At 38.4% G+C, this 19064-nt stretch carries 18 protein-coding genes and 1 other annotated feature; all 18 genes read left to right on the forward strand.

Annotation, left to right across the window (positions count from 1 at the left end):
* The first annotated feature begins 14 nt into the window (after positions 1-14).
* The 18 genes from ACTDJC_RS04325 to pyrE all read left to right on the forward strand — a co-directional run bounded on the left by ACTDJC_RS04325 (position 15) and on the right by pyrE (position 19050).
* Positions 15-476, forward strand: a complete 462-nt coding sequence (locus ACTDJC_RS04325) for a cell division protein SepF (protein WP_098305542.1) — start codon at positions 15-17, stop codon at positions 474-476.
* A 6-nt stretch (positions 477-482) separates the two neighbouring features.
* Positions 483-749 (forward strand): YggT family protein, encoded by a 267-nt coding sequence (locus ACTDJC_RS04330; protein ID WP_098305540.1) that lies wholly within the window; start codon positions 483-485, stop codon positions 747-749.
* A 12-nt stretch (positions 750-761) separates the two neighbouring features.
* Positions 762-1535 (forward strand): RNA-binding protein, encoded by a 774-nt coding sequence (locus ACTDJC_RS04335; protein ID WP_098305538.1) that lies wholly within the window; start codon positions 762-764, stop codon positions 1533-1535.
* A 94-nt stretch (positions 1536-1629) separates the two neighbouring features.
* A complete protein-coding gene (gene divIVA / locus ACTDJC_RS04340) occupies positions 1630-2136 on the forward strand; it encodes a septum site-determining protein DivIVA (RefSeq protein ID WP_098305536.1) in 507 nt (168 codons plus the stop codon).
* Positions 2137-2187: 51 nt separating this feature from the next.
* Positions 2188-2407 (forward strand) — a binding site (T-box leader).
* An 82-nt stretch (positions 2408-2489) separates the two neighbouring features.
* The gene (gene ileS, locus ACTDJC_RS04345) at positions 2490-5255 is read left to right on the forward strand and encodes an isoleucine--tRNA ligase (RefSeq protein WP_440602715.1); all 2766 of its coding nucleotides are present in this window, start codon (positions 2490-2492) and stop codon (positions 5253-5255) included.
* Between the two features lie 130 nt (positions 5256-5385).
* Entirely contained in the window at positions 5386-5718 is a 333-nt protein-coding gene (locus ACTDJC_RS04350; RefSeq protein ID WP_098305532.1) for a molecular chaperone DnaK, read from the forward strand.
* Positions 5719-5839: 121 nt separating this feature from the next.
* The gene (gene lspA / locus ACTDJC_RS04355; protein ID WP_098305530.1) at positions 5840-6298 is read left to right on the forward strand and encodes a signal peptidase II; all 459 of its coding nucleotides are present in this window, start codon (positions 5840-5842) and stop codon (positions 6296-6298) included.
* A gap of 3 nt (positions 6299-6301) precedes the next feature.
* Entirely contained in the window at positions 6302-7210 is a 909-nt protein-coding gene (locus ACTDJC_RS04360) for an RluA family pseudouridine synthase (protein ID WP_098305528.1), read from the forward strand.
* Between the two features lie 200 nt (positions 7211-7410).
* Positions 7411-7953, forward strand: a complete 543-nt coding sequence (gene pyrR, locus ACTDJC_RS04365; RefSeq protein ID WP_098305526.1) for a bifunctional pyrimidine operon transcriptional regulator/uracil phosphoribosyltransferase — start codon at positions 7411-7413, stop codon at positions 7951-7953.
* A 148-nt stretch (positions 7954-8101) separates the two neighbouring features.
* Entirely contained in the window at positions 8102-9388 is a 1287-nt protein-coding gene (locus ACTDJC_RS04370) for a solute carrier family 23 protein (RefSeq protein WP_440602716.1), read from the forward strand.
* A 148-nt stretch (positions 9389-9536) separates the two neighbouring features.
* Complete coding sequence (locus ACTDJC_RS04375) at positions 9537-10451, forward strand: aspartate carbamoyltransferase catalytic subunit (protein ID WP_253630243.1); 915 nt, start codon at positions 9537-9539, stop codon at positions 10449-10451.
* Complete coding sequence (gene pyrC, locus ACTDJC_RS04380; protein ID WP_440602717.1) at positions 10435-11721, forward strand: dihydroorotase; 1287 nt, start codon at positions 10435-10437, stop codon at positions 11719-11721. Before ACTDJC_RS04375 ends, pyrC begins: the two co-directional genes overlap by 17 nt.
* A complete protein-coding gene (locus ACTDJC_RS04385; protein WP_098305518.1) occupies positions 11718-12815 on the forward strand; it encodes a carbamoyl phosphate synthase small subunit in 1098 nt (365 codons plus the stop codon). The genes pyrC and ACTDJC_RS04385 overlap by 4 nt, the downstream gene beginning before the upstream one ends.
* Positions 12800-16018, forward strand: a complete 3219-nt coding sequence (gene carB, locus ACTDJC_RS04390) for a carbamoyl-phosphate synthase large subunit (RefSeq protein WP_440602718.1) — start codon at positions 12800-12802, stop codon at positions 16016-16018. The genes ACTDJC_RS04385 and carB overlap by 16 nt, the downstream gene beginning before the upstream one ends.
* On the forward strand, positions 16015-16794 hold the full coding sequence (gene pyrK, locus ACTDJC_RS04395) for a dihydroorotate oxidase B electron transfer subunit (RefSeq protein ID WP_154710752.1): 780 nt from the start codon (positions 16015-16017) through the stop codon (positions 16792-16794). The genes carB and pyrK overlap by 4 nt, the downstream gene beginning before the upstream one ends.
* Positions 16791-17720, forward strand: a complete 930-nt coding sequence (gene pyrD / locus ACTDJC_RS04400; RefSeq protein WP_098305512.1) for a dihydroorotate oxidase B catalytic subunit — start codon at positions 16791-16793, stop codon at positions 17718-17720. Before pyrK ends, pyrD begins: the two co-directional genes overlap by 4 nt.
* A complete protein-coding gene (pyrF, locus tag ACTDJC_RS04405) occupies positions 17705-18421 on the forward strand; it encodes an orotidine-5'-phosphate decarboxylase (RefSeq protein ID WP_098305510.1) in 717 nt (238 codons plus the stop codon). The genes pyrD and pyrF overlap by 16 nt, the downstream gene beginning before the upstream one ends.
* Positions 18418-19050, forward strand: coding sequence for an orotate phosphoribosyltransferase (gene pyrE / locus ACTDJC_RS04410; protein WP_440602719.1), 633 nt, complete (start codon positions 18418-18420; stop codon positions 19048-19050). The genes pyrF and pyrE overlap by 4 nt, the downstream gene beginning before the upstream one ends.
* The last annotated feature ends 14 nt before the right edge of the window (positions 19051-19064 follow it).

The following is a 19064-nucleotide window of genomic DNA, read 5'->3' on the forward strand; positions in this document are numbered from 1 at the left end:
AGGAGAATTTTATTATGAGTTGGTCAAAAGTAAAGTATTTCTTTTTTGACACACCAGAAGAGCGAGAAGCGCATTATGCTTATGAAAAGGAGCAAAATGAAATGAAAAAACAGCAGGAACCAGAGCAGGATATTCCGCTTACAAAAGTACAACCGAAACAAAACGTGGTAAGTATTGAAACAGCAAAACACCCTTCAAAAGTTGTTTTATTAGAGCCGCGTACGTATTCAGAGGCACAGGGTATTGCTGATCATTTAAAAGGTCGCCGTGCAGTTGTGGTTAATTTACAGCGCATGTCTACAGATCAAGCATTACGTATCATTGACTTTCTAAGTGGCACTGTATATGCAATCGGCGGGGACATTCAAAAATTAGGTCCAAAAACATTTATATGTACGCCGGATAATGTAGACATTGTTGGAGCAATTTCTGAATTGTTCGGTGAAGAGGAAGATACAAATATAAAGAGGTGGTAGTGCGCTATGCTGATGATTTTACAAATTTTGCTCTATGTAATAAAAATTTATTCTTGGGCGCTTATTATCTATATCCTACTATCTTGGTTTCCGGGAGCAAGAGAATCGACATTCGGAGAATTTTTAGCACGCATTTGCGAGCCGTATTTGGAACCGTTTCGCCGTTTTATCCCGCCAATTGGAATGATTGATATTTCACCAATTGTAGCAATTATTGTACTAAATTTAGCTAGTTCAGGATTGATACGCGTATTTGAATTTTTTGTGAGGTAAGAGGATATATACATGAGCATCTATGAACATTTTAGATCTGAAGAAACAGTTTTCGTTGATAAAGTGTTAGAATGGAAGCAAGCGGCAGAGGAATATCATCAAGTGAAACTTACTGATTTTCTTGACCCACGTGAACAGCAAATTGTTTCTATGATTGTTGGACATCAAGGAGATGCTGCGTTTCAGTTCTATGGAGCTACTCCGAGTGCAGAAAGAAAGCGGGCATTAATTTATCCAAATTATCTTATGCCGAATGAGGAAGAGTTTCAAGTAGAAGTATTAGAAATTGACTATCCTTCTAAATTTTATACACTGGAACATCGTCAAATATTAGGAGCATTTATGTCTCTTGGATTAAAGAGAGAAAAATGCGGAGATATTTGGCTCCAGCAAAATCGTGCCCAAATAGTAGTTGCAAAAGAAGTTGTTTCGTACATAGAAATGAATTTACAATCAATTGGAAGAACAAAAGTGTCTTTAGCACCTGTGTCATCTGATCATGTGTTACATATGCAAGAACAGTGGGATGAAAAATCGGGGACAGTTTCGGCGCTTCGATTAGATGTACTAATAGCGGAAATGTTTCATATATCTCGTCAAAAAGCACAGCCTTTTATTAAAAATGGTCTTGTAAAAGTGAATTGGAAAGTAGTTGAGCAATCTGCGTATGATTGTTTTCCAGGAGATGTATTTTCTGTCAGAGGTTATGGCAGAGGTAAATTACTCACTGTTGATGGAAAAACAAAACGCGATAAATGGAGAATTTTGTATGGAATCTTAAAATGATTTCTTTTTTTAGAAGGAAAATCTCCCATTTTGTCGAAGAAAAGATATAATTAAAAAAAGGAAATTTTAGATAACCTACTTGGAGGTGGCGTTTGTGCCGTTAACACCGTTAGATATTCATAATAAAGAATTTAGTCGTGGCTTTCGCGGCTATGATGAGGATCAAGTAAATGAATTTCTTGATCAAGTCATTAAAGATTATGAATTAGTGATTCGTGAGAAGAAAGCGTTAGAAGAAAAAGTCGCACAACTAGAAGGGAAATTAGAGCATTTCTCCAATATTGAAGATACATTAAATAAATCTATTGTTGTAGCGCAAGAAGCAGCAGAAGAAGTAAAACGTAATGCACAAAAAGAAGCAAAGTTAATTGTTCGTGAAGCAGAGAAAAATGCGGACCGTATTATTAACGAAGCGTTAGTAAAATCAAGAAAAGTGGCATTTGACATTGAAGAATTGAAAAAGCAAGCGAAAGTGTTCCGTACACGTTTCCGTATGCTAATAGAAGCACAGCTTGAAATGTTAAACAATGATGATTGGGACAAGCTAATTGAGTTAGAAGAAGAAGTAGATGAACTTCTTAAGAAAGAAGAAACAGTGTAAGCTTGACGTTTTTCTCATTATTACATATAATTCTATACAACATAATTTTTTAGAAAAACGAAGATAGGGATAAGTACTTTTTTCATACCTTATATAGCGAACTGAGGACGGTGGAAGCTCAGAATAAGGAGAGAATGGGAATATCACCCTGGAGTTCCTCGCTGAATAATAAAGTAAGCGCAGGCGTGTATTCGCGTTAAGAATATAAAGAGGATTGCTATATGTAGTAGTCTACTAGGGTGGTACCGCGGGAGACCTTCTCGTCCCTTTTTTGGGGGATGAGAAGGTCTCTTTTTTATTCCATTTATTTAGAAAAAATGCCTTTCTTTTATATATTTAAGGAGGAGTTAAGCATGGAGTACAAAGATACATTATTAATGCCAAAAACAGAATTTCCAATGCGTGGAAATTTACCGAAACGTGAGCCTGTAATGCAAGAAAAATGGGCTGAAATGAACATTTATGAAAAAGTACAAGAACGTACAAAGGGGCGTCCGCTATTTGTACTACATGACGGACCTCCATATGCGAATGGTGACATTCATATGGGACATGCGTTAAATAAAGTGTTAAAAGACTTTATTGTTCGTTACAAATCAATGACTGGATACAGTGCACCATATGTACCAGGATGGGATACACATGGTTTACCAATTGAACAAGCTTTAACAAATAAAGGCGTTAAGCGTAAAGAAATGACAGTTGCTGAGTTCCGTAAACTTTGTGAAGAATACGCATATGAGCAAGTAAGCCGTCAGCGTGAGCAATTTAAACGTTTAGGTGTACGTGGTGATTGGGATAATCCATACATTACATTAAAGCCAGCGTACGAAGCACAGCAAATTAAAGTATTTGGTGAAATGGCGAAAAAGGGCTACATCTATAAAGGACAAAAACCTGTTTACTGGTCTCCGACAAGTGAATCTGCATTAGCAGAAGCGGAAATAGAATATAAAGATAAAAAATCTGCATCTATTTACGTAGCATTCCCTGTTAAAGATGGAAAAAATGTTTTAGAAGGCGACGAGAAGTTCATTATTTGGACAACAACACCTTGGACATTGCCAGCTAACTTAGGTATTTCTGTTCATCCAGAACTTGAATATAGCATTGTAAAAGTAGATGGTGCAAAATATATCATTGCTTCTGAGCTATTTGAAGCAGTTTCAAAAACATTAGAGTGGGAAAACACAGAAGTTATTAAAACAGTAAAGGGTAGCGAACTTGAGTATACAGTGGCTAAGCATCCATTTTATGACCGTGATTCTCTTGTTATGCTTGGTGAGCACGTTACAACAGATGCTGGTACAGGTTGTGTACATACAGCACCAGGACACGGGGAAGATGACTTCCTTGTTGGGAAACAATATGGCTTAGAAGTTCTTTGTCCAGTTGATGATAAAGGTGTATTAACAAGTGAAGCGCCTGGATTTGAAGGGTTATTCTACGATAAAGCAAATAAACCAATCACGGAAAAATTAGAAGAGGTTGGTGCGTTATTAAAATTAACATTTATTACGCATTCTTATCCACACGACTGGAGAACGAAACAGCCAATTATTTTCCGTGCAACTGCACAATGGTTTGCATCTATTGAAGCGTTCCGCACTGAATTATTACAAGCTGTAGAGGAAACAAAATGGGTACCAGCATGGGGTGAAACACGCCTTCATAACATGGTTCGTGACCGCGGTGACTGGTGTATTTCTCGACAACGTGCGTGGGGTGTTCCGATTCCTGTATTCTATGCAGAAAACGGTGATCCAATTATTACAGATGAAACGATTAATCATGTAGCAGAGTTATTCCGTGAACATGGTTCGAACGTATGGTTCGAACGTGAAGCGAAAGACTTATTACCAGAAGGCTTTACACATCCATCTAGCCCAAATGGCGAATTCCGTAAAGAAACAGACATTATGGATGTATGGTTTGATTCTGGTTCTTCTCATCAAGCTGTATTAGAAGAGCGTGATGACCTGCAGCGTCCAGCTGATTTATATTTAGAAGGATCTGACCAATATCGCGGTTGGTTTAACTCTTCATTATCAACAGCAGTTGCGGTAACAGGTAAAGCACCGTATAAAGGTGTCTTAAGTCACGGCTTCGTACTTGATGGTGAAGGTCGTAAAATGAGTAAGTCTATCGGGAACATTGTTGTACCTAAGAAGATTATGGATCAACTAGGCGGCGATATTTTACGTTTATGGGTATCTTCAGTTGATTATCAATCTGATGTACGTATTTCTGATGATATCTTAAAACAAGTAGCAGAAGTATATCGTAAAATTCGTAATACATTCCGTTTCTTATTAGGAAACTTAGCTGACTTTAATCCAAGTAAAGATGTGGTACCGGCTGCAGAACTTCGCGAAGTAGACCGCTACATGTTAGTGAAATTAAATGACTTAATTACAAAAGTAAAAAATGCTTATGAAACGTATGAATTTGCAGCTGTATATCATGCGATTCATAACTTCTGTACAATTGATTTAAGTTCATTCTATTTAGATTTTGCAAAAGATATTTTATATATCGAAGCAGAAAATAATCATGATCGCCGTGCAATTCAAACGGTATTATATGATGTTCTTGTTGCATTAACAAAACTTGTAACGCCAATTTTACCTCATACAGCAGATGAAGTATGGCCATATGTTCCTGGTGTAGTAGAAGAAAGCGTCCAGTTAACTGATATGCCGGAAGCTATGGAAGTAGAGGGTGCGGAAGAGTTAAAAGTAAAATGGGATGCATTTATGACACTTCGCGATGATGTATTAAAAGCGTTAGAAGTGGCACGTAATGAGAAAGTAATTGGTAAATCGTTAAATGCGAGCATTACCCTATTCCCAACTGCAGAAATGAAACAAATGTTAGAGTCTATTAGCGAAGATTTAAAACAGTTGTTTATTGTTTCTGAGTATAAACTTGGTGGAACAATGGAAGAAGCACCAGCTGATGCACCGAAATATGAACATACAGCTGTTGTTGTAGCACAAGCAACTGGTGAAACGTGTGAACGTTGCTGGGTTGTATCTGAAACAATAGGAAGTAATGCAGACCATCCAACGTTATGTGAACGCTGCGGAGAAGTTGTAAAAGAACATTATGTAAAATAATGAAACGAAAAAAATCGACTGCCTTGTAGGCAGTCGATTTTTTTCTTCCTTGGAAGGAAAAATGTGTGTGCGGTAATCGTGTGCTTTTCGGATAAACTAACGATACATTCCAGCCGGGAGGGACGCGCTTGTGACTGACACATACATGGAGATTCAAGAAGAGCTACAATTAATGCAACGAGAGCTACAGGAGCGATTAGCAAAAGAAGAGACGTATGCGTATGATGTAGAATTTGGAGAGGAATTGCTAGGTATAGCCAAAATAGATGTGAAAAATAAATTATTATTGCATGATATGAGAGAAGATTTAAAAGATGTAGAGCGAGCACTTTTGAAAATGGAAATAGGCATGTATGGAATTTGTGAAGAAACCGGACAAAGAATGACACTTAGACAATTAAAAGGTATGCCAACAGCACGTACAGTTCATGAATGTTTCTATGAAAAAGTAAAAACAATTTAAAGACAACAATATTATATTACCTAATTCATTTTATTTTATGCTCCTTTACGATGCTTCATTGTGAAAACATAGCAGCTATGCTAAAATTTTGAGGTACACTGTCATTGTGGGGGAAACGAAAATGATATATTATTTAATAGCATTATTTGTGATTGTCATTGATCAAGTATCAAAATGGATTATCGTAAAGGAAATGGATTTAGGTGAGAGTATTCCGATTATTGATAATGTACTGTACATAACGTCTCACCGCAATACCGGAGCTGCATGGGGCATTTTAGAAAATAGAATGTGGTTCTTTTATGTTATCACAGTCATCTTTGTTATTTTTATTGTGATTTATATGCAAAAATTTGCAAAGACAGACAAGCTTCTCGGCATTTCGCTTGGACTTATTCTAGGCGGAGCAATTGGTAATTTTATTGATCGTGTATTCCGAAAAGAAGTTGTTGATTTTATTCATACGTATATTTTCTCATACAACTTCCCGGTATTTAACGTTGCAGATTCGGCATTATGTGTTGGTGTTACGTTAATTATTATTCAAACATTACTAGAAGGAAAGAAAACAAAGGAGTAAATAATGAGCGAAGTAGTACAAGTAACAGTTACAGAAGAGCAAAAAAACGAACGGATTGATAAATTTGTTGCAGGGGTGAACAATGAATGGTCTCGTTCACAAGTGCAACAATGGATTAAAGATGGTGTTGTAACCGTAAACGGAAAAGACATCAAAGGGAACTATAAAGTAAAAACAAATGATGAAATTACAGTTACTATTCCAGAACCAGAGTCATTAGATATTCTTCCAGAAGATATGAATTTAGAAATTTATTATGAGGATAGTGATGTACTTGTCGTAAACAAGCCGCGTGGCATGGTTGTACACCCTGCGCCAGGGCATACGAGCGGTACGTTAGTAAATGGTTTAATGTATCACTGTAAAGATTTATCGGGTATTAACGGTGTAATGCGCCCAGGAATTGTGCATCGCATTGATAAAGATACGTCTGGATTATTGATGGTGGCAAAAAATGATATGGCACATGAAGCGCTTGTAAATCAGCTTGTGGCAAAAACAGTAACAAGACGCTATCAAGCGATTGTTCATGGTGTTATTCCGCATGATAAAGGAACAGTTGATGCGCCGATTGGACGTGATAAACAAGATCGTCAAAGTATGACTGTTGAGGAAAATGGAAAACATGCTGTAACTCATTTCCGTGTATTAGAGCGTTTTAATAATTTCACTCATGTGGAGTGTCAACTAGAAACAGGTCGTACGCATCAAATTCGTGTACATATGAAATATATTGGGTACCCACTTGCAGGTGACCCGAAATATGGTCCAAAGAAAACGTTTGATATAAATGGTCAAGCATTACATGCAGGTATTTTAGGTTTCGTTCACCCGCGTACAGGTGAATATTTAGAATTTGAAGCACCAGTTCCACAAATTTTTGTAGATCTTTTGGATGAGTTGCGAAAATAATATTGACAATCGTTATAAAAACTGCCATAATAACAGCAGTTGAATAAGTCCTTTAACACAGCCCCGTGAGGTTGAGAAGGTAACGGTTTGAAATACGTAGGGTACGTATACCCTTTTTCAAAAAAATCCTCTCGCACACGACGAGAGGATTTTTTTATACCATTCCTCTCACGCAAGAAAAAAGCTTGGAGGTGAAGAGCATGAAAGAAAAAGCAGTGGTACTAGATGATCAAATGATTCGCCGTGCTTTAACACGCATTAGTCATGAAATTGTAGAACGCAATAAGGGTGTTGAAAATTGTGTTCTAGTTGGGATTAAAACACGCGGTATTTTTATCGCACAGCGTTTAGCAGAACGAATTAGTCAAATTGAAGGAAAAGAGATGGCAGTTGGTGAATTAGACATTACATTGTATCGTGATGACTTAACACTGCAATCTAAAAATAAAGAACCGCTTGTAAAAGGTTCGGATATTCCAGTTGATATTACGAATAAAAAAGTTATCCTTGTTGATGATGTATTATATACAGGAAGAACTGTGCGAGCTGCAATGGATGCTCTAATGGATATTGGAAGACCATCGCAAATTCAGTTAGCTGTTCTTGTAGATAGAGGTCACCGTGAACTACCAATTCGCGCTGATTATGTAGGAAAAAACATTCCAACATCAAGCGAAGAACGTATTGAAGTAGGACTTCAAGAAACAGACAAACAAGATCGAGTAAGCATATACGAAAAATAAAGCCCTTTTAAATGTAGTCCTGTGAGGCTGCCAAAGGGTCTTGGCTTTCATATGTCTAATTTGACATATGAAAGTATAGGACTCTTTGTGCATAGGGCGCAAAGAGTTTTTTTATTGCAAGTTTTCAACATTGGAGGAGGATATAATAATGGAACAAAAGCCAGTGTTAGACATTCATGAAGTACCGAAACCAGGAAAATGGTTACTGTTAAGTATACAGCATCTATTCGCTATGTTTGGAGCGACAGTGCTTGTTCCATTTTTAACAGGATTAAGCCCAGCAGTTGCTTTAATCTCGAGCGGACTAGGAACGCTAACATTCCTGCTAATCACGAAAGGGCAAGTTCCAGCTTACCTCGGATCATCATTTGCATTCATTGCACCGATTATTACAGCAAAAGCAGCAGGCGGCCCAGGAGCAGCAATGCTTGGCGGAATGATGGCAGGACTTGTCTATATGTTGATTGCACTTGCGATTAAAAAATCTGGATCTAATTGGATTATGAATCTCTTGCCCCCAATCGTAGTTGGTCCAGTTGTTATGGTAATTGGACTTGGGCTTGCACATACAGCAGTAGATATGGCAATGAATAATGCAGATGGAAAATATAGCTTTACACACTTTTCAGTTGCACTTGTCACATTAGCAATTACAATCATCTGCTCAATCTTTGGAAGAGGATTCTTAAGCATCATACCAGTTTTAATAGGAATCATAGGCGGTTACATCTTTGCTTACTTCCAAGGCTTAGTCGATTTGAAACCAGTAATTGAAGCGAAATGGTTTGATGTACCGGATTTCGTAGTGCCATTTGTCACATATACACCAGAATTTTCGTGGAAAATAGTATTAGTAATGGTACCTGTTGCAATCGTTACAGTTTCAGAACATATTGGACATCAAATTGTACTTGGAAATGTCATAAATAAAGACTTAATTGAAAAGCCAGGCTTACACCGCTCTATTATGGGAGATGGAATTGCAACATTCATTGCTTCAGCAATTGGAGGACCGCCAAATACGACGTACGGTGAAAATATTGGAGTGCTTGCAATTACAAGAGCATACAGCGTATATTTATTCGTTGGATCAGCAATATTGGCAATCATGTTCGGATTTATTGGTAAAATTTCAGCTCTTATCCATTCGATCCCAACACCAGTTATGGGCGGAGTTTCAATCTTACTATTCGGTGTTATCGCATCAAGCGGTTTACGCATGATGGTAGATGAGAAAACAGATTTCGGGGATAAACGAAATTTAGTAATAGCATCAGTCATACTTGTAATTGGCATCGGTGGTGCAGTGCTTCATATCGGTCAATCATTCCAAGTAGAAGGCATGGCTCTTGCAGCAATTGTAGGGGTAATCCTAAACTTAGTACTACCTGAACTGAAACAAAAACAACAACAATCAAAGAACATTGCTTCATAAAAACAACCTTTTAATTCAGTCCTGTGAGACCGAAAAGGGTGTGTAATTTGTTACACCCTAGTCTCGCACGGCTAGGGTATTTTTATGCAGTTATTGTTATATAAATTCAAAGATGCTAAGATAAAAATCAGAAAGATGAGGGATGACAATGAACCATTTGTTAACGATGAGTGAATTATCGGAGCAGGAGATTTCAGAAATCCTAAAAGATGCAGAAGATTTCGCAAGTGGAAAAGGAATAAGAACGAAAGAGCAAACGTTTGTTGCAAACTTATTCTTTGAAAACAGTACGAGAACACGTTTTAGCTTTGAAGTAGCAGAGAAGCGATTAGGGCTCGATGTTCTGAACTTCTCGGCAGAGTCTTCTAGCGTACAAAAAGGAGAAACACTTTACGATACGATAAGAACACTTGAATCAATCGGAACAAAAGCAGTGGTCATCCGCCATCAACAAGATCGCTACTTTGATGAGCTAAAGGATCAAGTAAACATTCCAATCTTGAATGCTGGTGATGGATGTGGAAATCATCCAACGCAATGTCTTCTAGATCTTCTAACAATTAAACAAGAGTTTGGAGGATTTGAAGGATTAAAGATTGCGATTGTTGGAGATATTCGCCATAGCCGAGTAGCACGTTCTAACGCTGAAGCTTTAACAAAACTAGGAGCAACGATTTACTTTGCTAGCCCTGAAGAGTGGAAAGATGAAACGAACACATTTGGAACATACAAAAGTTTAGATGAACTTGTTCCAGAAGTTGATGTGATGATGTTACTTCGTGTACAACATGAGCGTCATGATCATTATGAAACAGATATCATGAAAGAGTATCATGAGCAGCACGGACTAACAATTGAACGAGAAAAGCGTATGAAACAAGGAAGCATTATTATGCATCCAGCTCCTGTAAACCGTGATGTGGAAATTGCAAGTGAACTCGTCGAGTGTGAGCGTTCACGCATATTCAAACAGATGGAAAATGGAGTTTACGTAAGAATGGCTGTACTAAAACGCGCATTACCAAATGTATTAGGAGGAATAAAACATGAACTATTTATTTAAAAATGGACGTTATTTGAATGAAGAAGGAAAAATCGTAGCAACAGATCTTCTCGTACAAGACGGTAAAATTGCGAAAGTAGCAGAAAATATTACGGCAGATAATGCTGAAGTAATCGATGTAAACGGAAAATTAATTGCACCTGGATTAGTAGATGTACACGTTCATCTTCGCGAACCAGGTGGTGAACATAAAGAAACAATTGAAACAGGTACACTTGCAGCAGCAAAAGGTGGATTTACAACAATTTGCGCAATGCCAAATACACGTCCAGTACCAGACAGCAGAGAACATATGGAAGACTTGCAAAAACGAATTAAAGAAAAAGCACATGTAAATGTACTGCCATATGGAGCGATTACAGTACGCCAAGCAGGTTCTGAAATGACAGACTTTGAAACATTAAAAGAACTTGGAGCATTCGCGTTTACTGATGATGGAGTAGGCGTACAGGATGCAAGCATGATGCTGGCAGCGATGAAGCGTGCAGCAAAATTAAATATGGCAGTTGTTGCACACTGCGAAGAAAATACGCTAATCAATAAAGGGTGTGTACATGAAGGCAAGTTTTCTGAGAAACACGGCTTAAACGGTATCCCATCAGTATGTGAGTCCGTACATATTGCCCGGGACATATTACTTGCAGAAGCAGCAGGGTGTCACTATCACGTATGTCACGTAAGTACAAAAGGATCTGTACGTGTGATTCGTGATGCAAAGCGTGCTGGAATTAAAGTAACCGCAGAAGTAACACCGCATCACTTAGTATTATGTGAAGATGATATCCCAGGTATGGATCCAAACTTTAAAATGAATCCACCGCTTCGTGGAAAAGAAGATCATGAGGCTTTAATTGAAGGATTATTAGATGGAACAATCGACATAATTGCAACAGATCATGCACCGCATACAGCAGAAGAAAAAGCACAAGGTATTGAAAGAGCGCCATTTGGAATTACTGGTTTTGAAACAGCATTCCCACTACTATATACAAACCTTGTGAAAAAGGGAATTATCACATTAGAACAGTTAATTCAATTCTTAACAGAAAAACCAGCTGACACATTTGGTTTAGAAGCAGGCCGCTTACAAGAAGGAAGAGCTGCTGATATTACAATAATCGATTTAGATAATGAAGAAGAGATTGATCCAACAACATTCTTATCAAAAGGAAAAAATACGCCATTCGCAGGCTGGAAATGTCAAGGCTGGCCGGTTATGACAATCGTTGGCGGTAAGATCGCATGGCAAAAGGAGAGTGCATTAGTATGAAAAGACAACTTATCTTAGAAGATGGAACAGTATTAATTGGAAAAGGTTTCGGAGGAGAAATCGAAAAGTCAGGTGAGGTTGTATTTACAACTGGAATGACTGGATATCAAGAAACATTATCTGATCCATCATACTGCGGTCAAATTGTAACATTTACGTATCCATTAATCGGAAACTACGGCATTAACCGTGATGATTTCGAATCAATTCATCCATCTGTAAATGGTTTAATAGTAAACGAAATTTGTGATCACCCATCTAACTTCCGTAATGAAATTTCGTTAGATGATTATTTAAAAGAAAGAAATATTCCAGGATTAGCAGGAATTGATACAAGAAAATTAACACGAAAAATTCGTCAATATGGAACATTACGCGGACGTCTTTGCAACATGGATGCGGATGTAGAGTACATCGTTAGCCAATTAAAAGCGACAGTCTTTACAGATCATGTGAAACGCGTATCAACAAAAGATCCATATCCAAGTCCAGGCCGTGGCCATCGCGTTGTACTTGTAGACTTCGGTATGAAGCATGGTATTTTACGAGAACTAAATAAACGTGACTGTGATGTAATTGTTGTACCTTACAATACAACGGCTGAAGAGATTTTACGCCTTAGCCCAGATGGAATTATGCTAAGTAACGGACCTGGAGATCCAAAAGATGTACCAGAAGCAATTGAAATGCTAAAAGACATTATCGGAAAAGTACCATTATTCGGGATTTGCCTTGGACATCAATTGTTCGCTCTAGCATCTGGTGCAAATACAAGCAAGTTAAAATTCGGTCACCGTGGTTTAAATCATCCAGTAAAGCATCTTGCAACTGGAAAAGTAGCCATTACTTCTCAAAACCATGGTTACGCAGTAGAAGAAGAATCAGTTAAAAGTACAGATCTTGAAATTACACATGTAGCGTTAAATGATGGAACAGTAGAAGGTCTTCGTCATACGAAGTTCCCAGCATTTACAGTGCAATATCATCCAGAAGCTTCAGCAGGGCCAGAAGATGCAAATGATTTATTCGAAGATTTCTTAACAATGATTGAAAACTTCAAGAAAGAAGGGGAAGAGTTATGCCAAAACGCCTAGACATTAACACAATTTTAGTAATCGGATCAGGACCTATTGTAATCGGGCAAGCAGCGGAGTTTGACTACTCTGGAACACAAGCTTGTCAATCTCTTAAAGAAGAAGGTTACAAAGTAATCCTTGTGAACTCTAACCCAGCAACAATTATGACTGACACTGCAACAGCAGATAAAGTATATATTGAACCATTAACATTAGAATTTGTAAGCCGTATTATTCGTAAAGAACGCCCAGATGCAATCTTGCCGACACTAGGCGGACAAACGGGACTAAATATGGCTGTTGAACTTGCAAAATCAGGCATACTAGAAGAGTGCGGAGTTGAAATTTTAGGAACAAAATTATCAGCAATTGAGCAAGCGGAAGATCGTGACCTATTCCGTACATTAATGCAAGAATTAAATGAACCAACACCACCAAGTGAAATCATTCATACGCTTGATGAAGCATATGACTTTGTAAAAGAAATTGGTTATCCAGTAATCGTTCGTCCAGCGTTCACATTAGGAGGAACTGGCGGCGGTATTTGTCATAACGAAGAAGAATTAATTGAAACCGTAACAAGTGGTTTAAAACATAGCCCAGTAACACAATGTTTATTAGAAAAAAGTATTGCTGGTTGCAAGGAAATTGAATATGAAGTAATGCGTGATTCCAATGATAATGCCATCGTAGTATGTAATATGGAAAACATTGATCCAGTTGGTGTGCATACAGGGGATTCTATCGTTGTTGCACCAAGCCAAACGTTAAGTGATCGTGAATATCAAATGTTACGTAACACTTCATTAAGAATTATTCGTGCACTAGGAATTGAAGGTGGATGTAACGTTCAGCTTGCGCTTGATCCATATAGCTTCCAGTACTATGTAATCGAAGTAAATCCACGTGTAAGTCGTTCATCTGCATTAGCATCAAAAGCAACAGGATATCCGATTGCAAAATTAGCAGCGAAAATTGCAGTCGGTTTAACATTAGATGAAATTGTAAACCCAGTTACACAGAAAACATATGCGTGTTTCGAACCAGCATTAGACTATGTTGTTTCTAAGATTCCACGTTGGCCATTTGACAAGTTTGAATCAGCAAACAGAACGCTTGGAACACAGATGAAGGCAACGGGTGAAGTTATGTCTATCGGGCGTAACTTAGAAGAATCATTATTAAAAGCTGTTCGTTCTTTAGAGCTTGGTATTTATCACCTAGAGTTAAATCACTTAAAAGAACTTGATAAAGAGACGATGAAAAAACGTATTGTGAAAGCAGATGATGAGCGTCTGTTCGTTGTAGCAGAAGCAATTCGTCAAGGTGTAACAAAAGAAGAAATTAACTCATGGTGTGAAATGGACTTCTTCTTCTTACAAAAAGTTGAAAACATCGTAAACATGGAACGCGAAGTAAAAGCGAATGTAGGAAATATGGAAGTATTACAAGACGCGAAAAAAATGGGCTTCAGTGATCACTACATTGCAGCTGCTTGGAATAAAACAGAGCGTGAAATTTACGATATGCGTAAAGAAAATAATATGACACCAGTGTTTAAAATGGTAGATACTTGTGCGGCAGAGTTCGAATCTGCAACACCATATTACTACAGCACATACGGTGACGAGAACGAATCAATTGTGACAGATCGTAAGAGTGTAGTCGTACTAGGATCTGGTCCAATCCGTATTGGTCAAGGTGTTGAGTTTGACTATGCAACAGTTCACTCTGTATGGGCAATTAAAGAAGCTGGATATGAAGCAATTATTATTAACAATAACCCAGAAACAGTTTCAACAGACTTCAGTATTTCTGACAAATTATACTTTGAACCATTAACAATCGAAGATGTAATGCACATCATTGATTTAGAGAAGCCAGAAGGTGTTATCGTTCAGTTCGGTGGACAAACGGCAATTAACTTAGCTGCTAAATTAGAAGAACACGGTGTGAAGATTTTAGGAACATCACTTGAAGATTTAGACCGTGCAGAAGATCGTGATAAGTTTGAAGCAGCTTTAACACAGCTTGGTATCCCACAGCCAGTTGGTAAAACAGCAACGACTGTAGAACAAGCGGTAGCAATCGCTGAAGAAATTGGTTACCCAGTATTAGTAAGACCATCTTACGTACTAGGTGGGCGTGCAATGGAAATTGTATATCGTCAAGAAGAACTACTGCACTACATGAAAAACGCAGTAAAAGTTCATGCAGATCATCCAGTATTAATTGACCGTTACATGGTTGGTAAAGAAATTGAAGTAGATGCAATTTCAGACGGTGAAAATGTATTCATTCCAGGTATTATGGAACATATTGAACGCGCTGGAGTTCACTCTGGTGACTCAATTGGAGTATACCCACCGCAAAGCTTATCTGCAAAACTGAAAGAACAAATTATCGAAAATACAATTGCACTTGGAAGAGGATTAAACATTGTTGGCTTACTGAATATCCAGTTTGTAGTATTCAAAGACGAAGTGTATGTAATTGAAGTAAACCCACGTGCGAGCCGTACAGTACCATTCTTAAGTAAAATTACAGGTGTACCGATGGCGAATATCGCAACAAAAGTTATTTTAGGTCAAAATCTTGTAGAACAAGGATATGAAACTGGGTATCGCCCAGAAGAGAATGAAGTGTATGTAAAAGCTCCAGTATTCTCATTTGCGAAACTACGTTCAGTTGATACAACATTAGGACCTGAAATGAAATCAACAGGCGAAGTAATGGGTAAAGACTTAACGCTTGAAAAAGCACTATATAAAGGACTTGTTGCTTCAGGAATTAACATTCCAACGCACGGATCAGTAATCATTACTGTGGCGGATAAAGATAAAGAAGAAGCGATGGAAATTGCAAAACGCTTCCATGAAATTGGCTATAACTTATTAGCAACAGCAGGAACAGCACAATCGTTAACAGAGCAAAACATTCCGGTGCAAGTTGTAAACAAAATTGATTCTGAAGACTACAACTTACTTGATATCATTCGTCAAGGAAAAGCACAGTTTGTTATTAACACACTAACAAAAGGAAAACAACCAGCGCGTGATGGATTCCGTATTCGCCGTGAGTCTGTAGAGAATGGTGTAGCTTGCTTAACATCACTTGATACAACAAGAGCAATCTTGCGTGTACTAGAATCCATGACATTTTCAGCTCACGCAATGAAAGAAATTGCGCCAACCGAGCGTTACGAGGTGGTACGTGCATGATGCAAAAGCAAAATATGATCGTCGTTAACCAAAAAGAAATCGCAAAAAATATTTATGAACTAGTGCTTCAAGGTGATCTTGTACAGCAAATGAACGAACCAGGGCAGTTTGTACACATTAAAGTAGCAGAAGGCATTACGCCTCTGCTGCGCCGCCCAATTAGTATTTGTAATGTTGATCAAGAAAATAACGAATTTACAATGCTATATCGTGCGGAAGGACAAGGAACAAAAACATTAGCAAAGAAAAAACAAGGTGAACTTGTAGATGTATTAGGACCATTAGGCCATGGATTTCCTGTAGAAGAAGCGGAAGCAGGGCAAACTGCTCTTTTAGTAGGAGGCGGAATTGGTGTGCCACCACTTTATGAGTTATCACAACGCCTTGTTGCAAAAGGAGTACGTGTCATTCACATCTTAGGTTTCCAAACAAAAGATGTTGTTTTCTATGAAGAGAAATTTGCAGAGCTTGGTGATACGTATGTCGCAACAGTCGATGGTACACATGGTACAAAAGGATTTGTAACAGATGTGATCGATGCGTATGGAATTGACTTTGACATTTTATACTCATGTGGACCTTTAGCAATGCTTCGTGCATTAGAAGGCCGCTATAAAGAGAAAAAAGCCTACATTTCATTAGAAGAACGTATGGGCTGTGGGATTGGAGCGTGTTTCGCATGTGTATGCCACTTGCAAGAAGATCCAAGTGGACATTCTTACAAGAAGGTGTGCAGCGACGGGCCAGTATTTCCAATCGGGGAGGTTGTACTATGAACAGATTGCAAGTTGAATTACCAGGATTATCATTAAAGAATCCAATTATCCCGGCATCTGGTTGTTTCGGGTTTGGTCGTGAGTACGCACAGTTCTACGATTTAAGTGTACTTGGATCAATCATGATTAAAGCAACAACAGAACAACCTCGTTATGGAAATCCAACTCCTCGTGTTGCAGAAACACCAGGCGGAATGCTAAATGCAATCGGGCTTCAAAACCCAGGGTTAGAAAAGGTAATGACGTCTGAATTACCATGGCTAGAACAATTTGATCTTCCGATTATTGCGAACGTTGCGGGCTCACAAGCTGAGGATTATGTAGCCGTAGCAAAGGAAATTTCGAAAGCGCCAAATGTTCATGCGCTAGAGTTAAATATTTCTTGTCCAAACGTAAAAACGGGTGGTATCGCTTTTGGTACAGTCCCAGAAATTGCTGCTGATTTAACGAAGCGAGTAAAAGAGGTTTCTGAAGTACCGGTATATGTGAAATTGTCACCGAACGTGGCAAACATTGTGGAGATTGCAAAGGCAATCGAAAATGCAGGTGCGGACGGATTAACGATGATTAATACATTGCTTGGCATGCGTTTAGATTTAAAAACAGCAAAACCAATTTTAGCAAACCGTACAGGGGGGCTATCTGGACCAGCGATTAAGCCGGTGGCAATTCGTATGGTGCACGAAGTGAGTCAGGCTGTTAACATTCCAATTATCGGAATGGGCGGTATTGAATCAGCAGAAGATGTAATTGAGTTCTTCTACGCTGGTGCAAGTGCAGTAGCAGTTGGAACAGCAAACTTTGTTGATCCGTTTGTATGTCCAACAATTATTGAAGAATTACCAGCACTTTTAGATGAATTAGGATTTGAACACATTTCGGAATGTCAGGGAAGGAGCTGGAAGCAAACATGTCACAATCTTTAATTGTTGCACTGGATTTTCCAGGTAAAGCAGAGGTAGAACAGTTTTTAAGTCACTTTGAAGGGGAACAATTATTTGTCAAAGTTGGTATGGAGCTGTTTTACAAAGAGGGACCTGCTATTATTACGTACCTAAAAGAAAAAGGACATCAAATCTTTTTAGATTTGAAGCTTCATGATATTCCGAACACAGTGAAAAGCGCAATGCGCAATTTAGCTAGTTTAGAAGTGGATATGGTAAACGTTCATGCTGCTGGGGGAAGCAGTATGATGAAAGCGGCGCTTGAGGGATTAGAGGAAGGTAAGAAAGAAGGAAAAGAGAGACCGATTTGTATTGCAGTTACACAACTAACAAGTACATCGGAAGAAGTAATGAAAAAAGAGATCGGCATTGAGAAAACGTTAGAAGAAGCGGTTGCTCATTATGCGAAATTAACGAAAGAAAGCGGTCTGGATGGTGTTGTTTGTTCAACGCTGGAAGTACCAAAATTGCGTGAAGTATGCGGAGATGCTTTCGTAACAGTAACACCGGGGATTCGTCTTGCAAGCGATGATGTAAATGACCAAGTTCGCGTAGCAACGCCAAAACGTGCGCGTGAACTAGGCTCTAGTTATATCGTAGTAGGACGTAGTATTACAAAAGCAGAAAATCCACGCGCAGCGTATCAAATTGTAAAAGAACAGTGGGAGGGTGTAACAGTATGAAAAAACAAATCGCATCTCATTTATTAGATATCGGAGCAGTATTCTTACAACCAAATGATCCATTTACATGGTCTTCTGGAATGAAATCACCAATTTATTGTGATAATCGTTTAACATTATCATATCCAGAAGTACGTCAAGCGATTGCGGCAGGATTAGAAAAATTAATTCAAACACACTTCCCAACTGTAGAGGTTATTGCAGGAACAGCAACAGCAGGGATTGCACATGCTGCTTGGGTAAGCGATCGTATGAACTTACCAATGTGTTATGTACGCAGTAAGGCAAAAGGGCATGGTAAAGGAAACCAAATCGAAGGTAAAGCAGAAAAAGGCCAAAAAGTTGTCGTAGTAGAAGATTTAATCTCAACTGGCGGCAGTGCAATTACTTGTGTAGAGGCACTTCGCGAAGCTGGTTGTGAAGTATTAGGAATCGTATCAATCTTCACATACGAACTGGAAGCAGGAAAAGAAAAATTAGCAGCAGCAAATGTTGCATCATACTCTTTAAGCGACTACAGTGCACTTACAGAAGTAGCAGCAGAAAAAGGTATGATCGGCGAAGCAGAAACGAAGAAACTGCAAGAATGGCGCAAAAATCCAGCTGATGAGGCTTGGATTACAGCATAATAATAAAAGAAAAC

The sequence above is a fragment of the Bacillus sp. GB_SG_008 genome (assembly GCF_052038115.1).
In the GTDB taxonomy this organism is placed as follows: Bacteria; Bacillota; Bacilli; order Bacillales; family Bacillaceae_G; genus Bacillus_A; species Bacillus_A rhizoplanae.

What these genes read in the sequence shown, in the direction of transcription:
- ACTDJC_RS04375 (WP_253630243.1), top strand. Translation starts at nt 9,537, where the DNA reads ATGAACCATTTGTTAACGATGAGTGAATTATCGGAGCAGGAGATTTCA.
- ACTDJC_RS04325 (WP_098305542.1), top strand. Translation starts at nt 15, where the DNA reads ATGAGTTGGTCAAAAGTAAAGTATTTCTTTTTTGACACACCAGAAGAG.
- pyrD (WP_098305512.1), top strand. Translation starts at nt 16,791, where the DNA reads ATGAACAGATTGCAAGTTGAATTACCAGGATTATCATTAAAGAATCCA.
- ACTDJC_RS04335 (WP_098305538.1), top strand. Translation starts at nt 762, where the DNA reads ATGAGCATCTATGAACATTTTAGATCTGAAGAAACAGTTTTCGTTGAT.
- carB (WP_440602718.1), top strand. Translation starts at nt 12,800, where the DNA reads ATGCCAAAACGCCTAGACATTAACACAATTTTAGTAATCGGATCAGGA.
- ACTDJC_RS04370 (WP_440602716.1), top strand. Translation starts at nt 8,102, where the DNA reads ATGGAACAAAAGCCAGTGTTAGACATTCATGAAGTACCGAAACCAGGA.
- pyrE (WP_440602719.1), top strand. Translation starts at nt 18,418, where the DNA reads ATGAAAAAACAAATCGCATCTCATTTATTAGATATCGGAGCAGTATTC.
- pyrK (WP_154710752.1), top strand. Translation starts at nt 16,015, where the DNA reads ATGATGCAAAAGCAAAATATGATCGTCGTTAACCAAAAAGAAATCGCA.
- ACTDJC_RS04385 (WP_098305518.1), top strand. Translation starts at nt 11,718, where the DNA reads ATGAAAAGACAACTTATCTTAGAAGATGGAACAGTATTAATTGGAAAA.
- pyrC (WP_440602717.1), top strand. Translation starts at nt 10,435, where the DNA reads ATGAACTATTTATTTAAAAATGGACGTTATTTGAATGAAGAAGGAAAA.
- lspA (WP_098305530.1), top strand. Translation starts at nt 5,840, where the DNA reads ATGATATATTATTTAATAGCATTATTTGTGATTGTCATTGATCAAGTA.
- pyrF (WP_098305510.1), top strand. Translation starts at nt 17,705, where the DNA reads ATGTCACAATCTTTAATTGTTGCACTGGATTTTCCAGGTAAAGCAGAG.
- ileS (WP_440602715.1), top strand. Translation starts at nt 2,490, where the DNA reads ATGGAGTACAAAGATACATTATTAATGCCAAAAACAGAATTTCCAATG.
- ACTDJC_RS04330 (WP_098305540.1), top strand. Translation starts at nt 483, where the DNA reads ATGCTGATGATTTTACAAATTTTGCTCTATGTAATAAAAATTTATTCT.
- ACTDJC_RS04360 (WP_098305528.1), top strand. Translation starts at nt 6,302, where the DNA reads ATGAGCGAAGTAGTACAAGTAACAGTTACAGAAGAGCAAAAAAACGAA.
- pyrR (WP_098305526.1), top strand. Translation starts at nt 7,411, where the DNA reads ATGAAAGAAAAAGCAGTGGTACTAGATGATCAAATGATTCGCCGTGCT.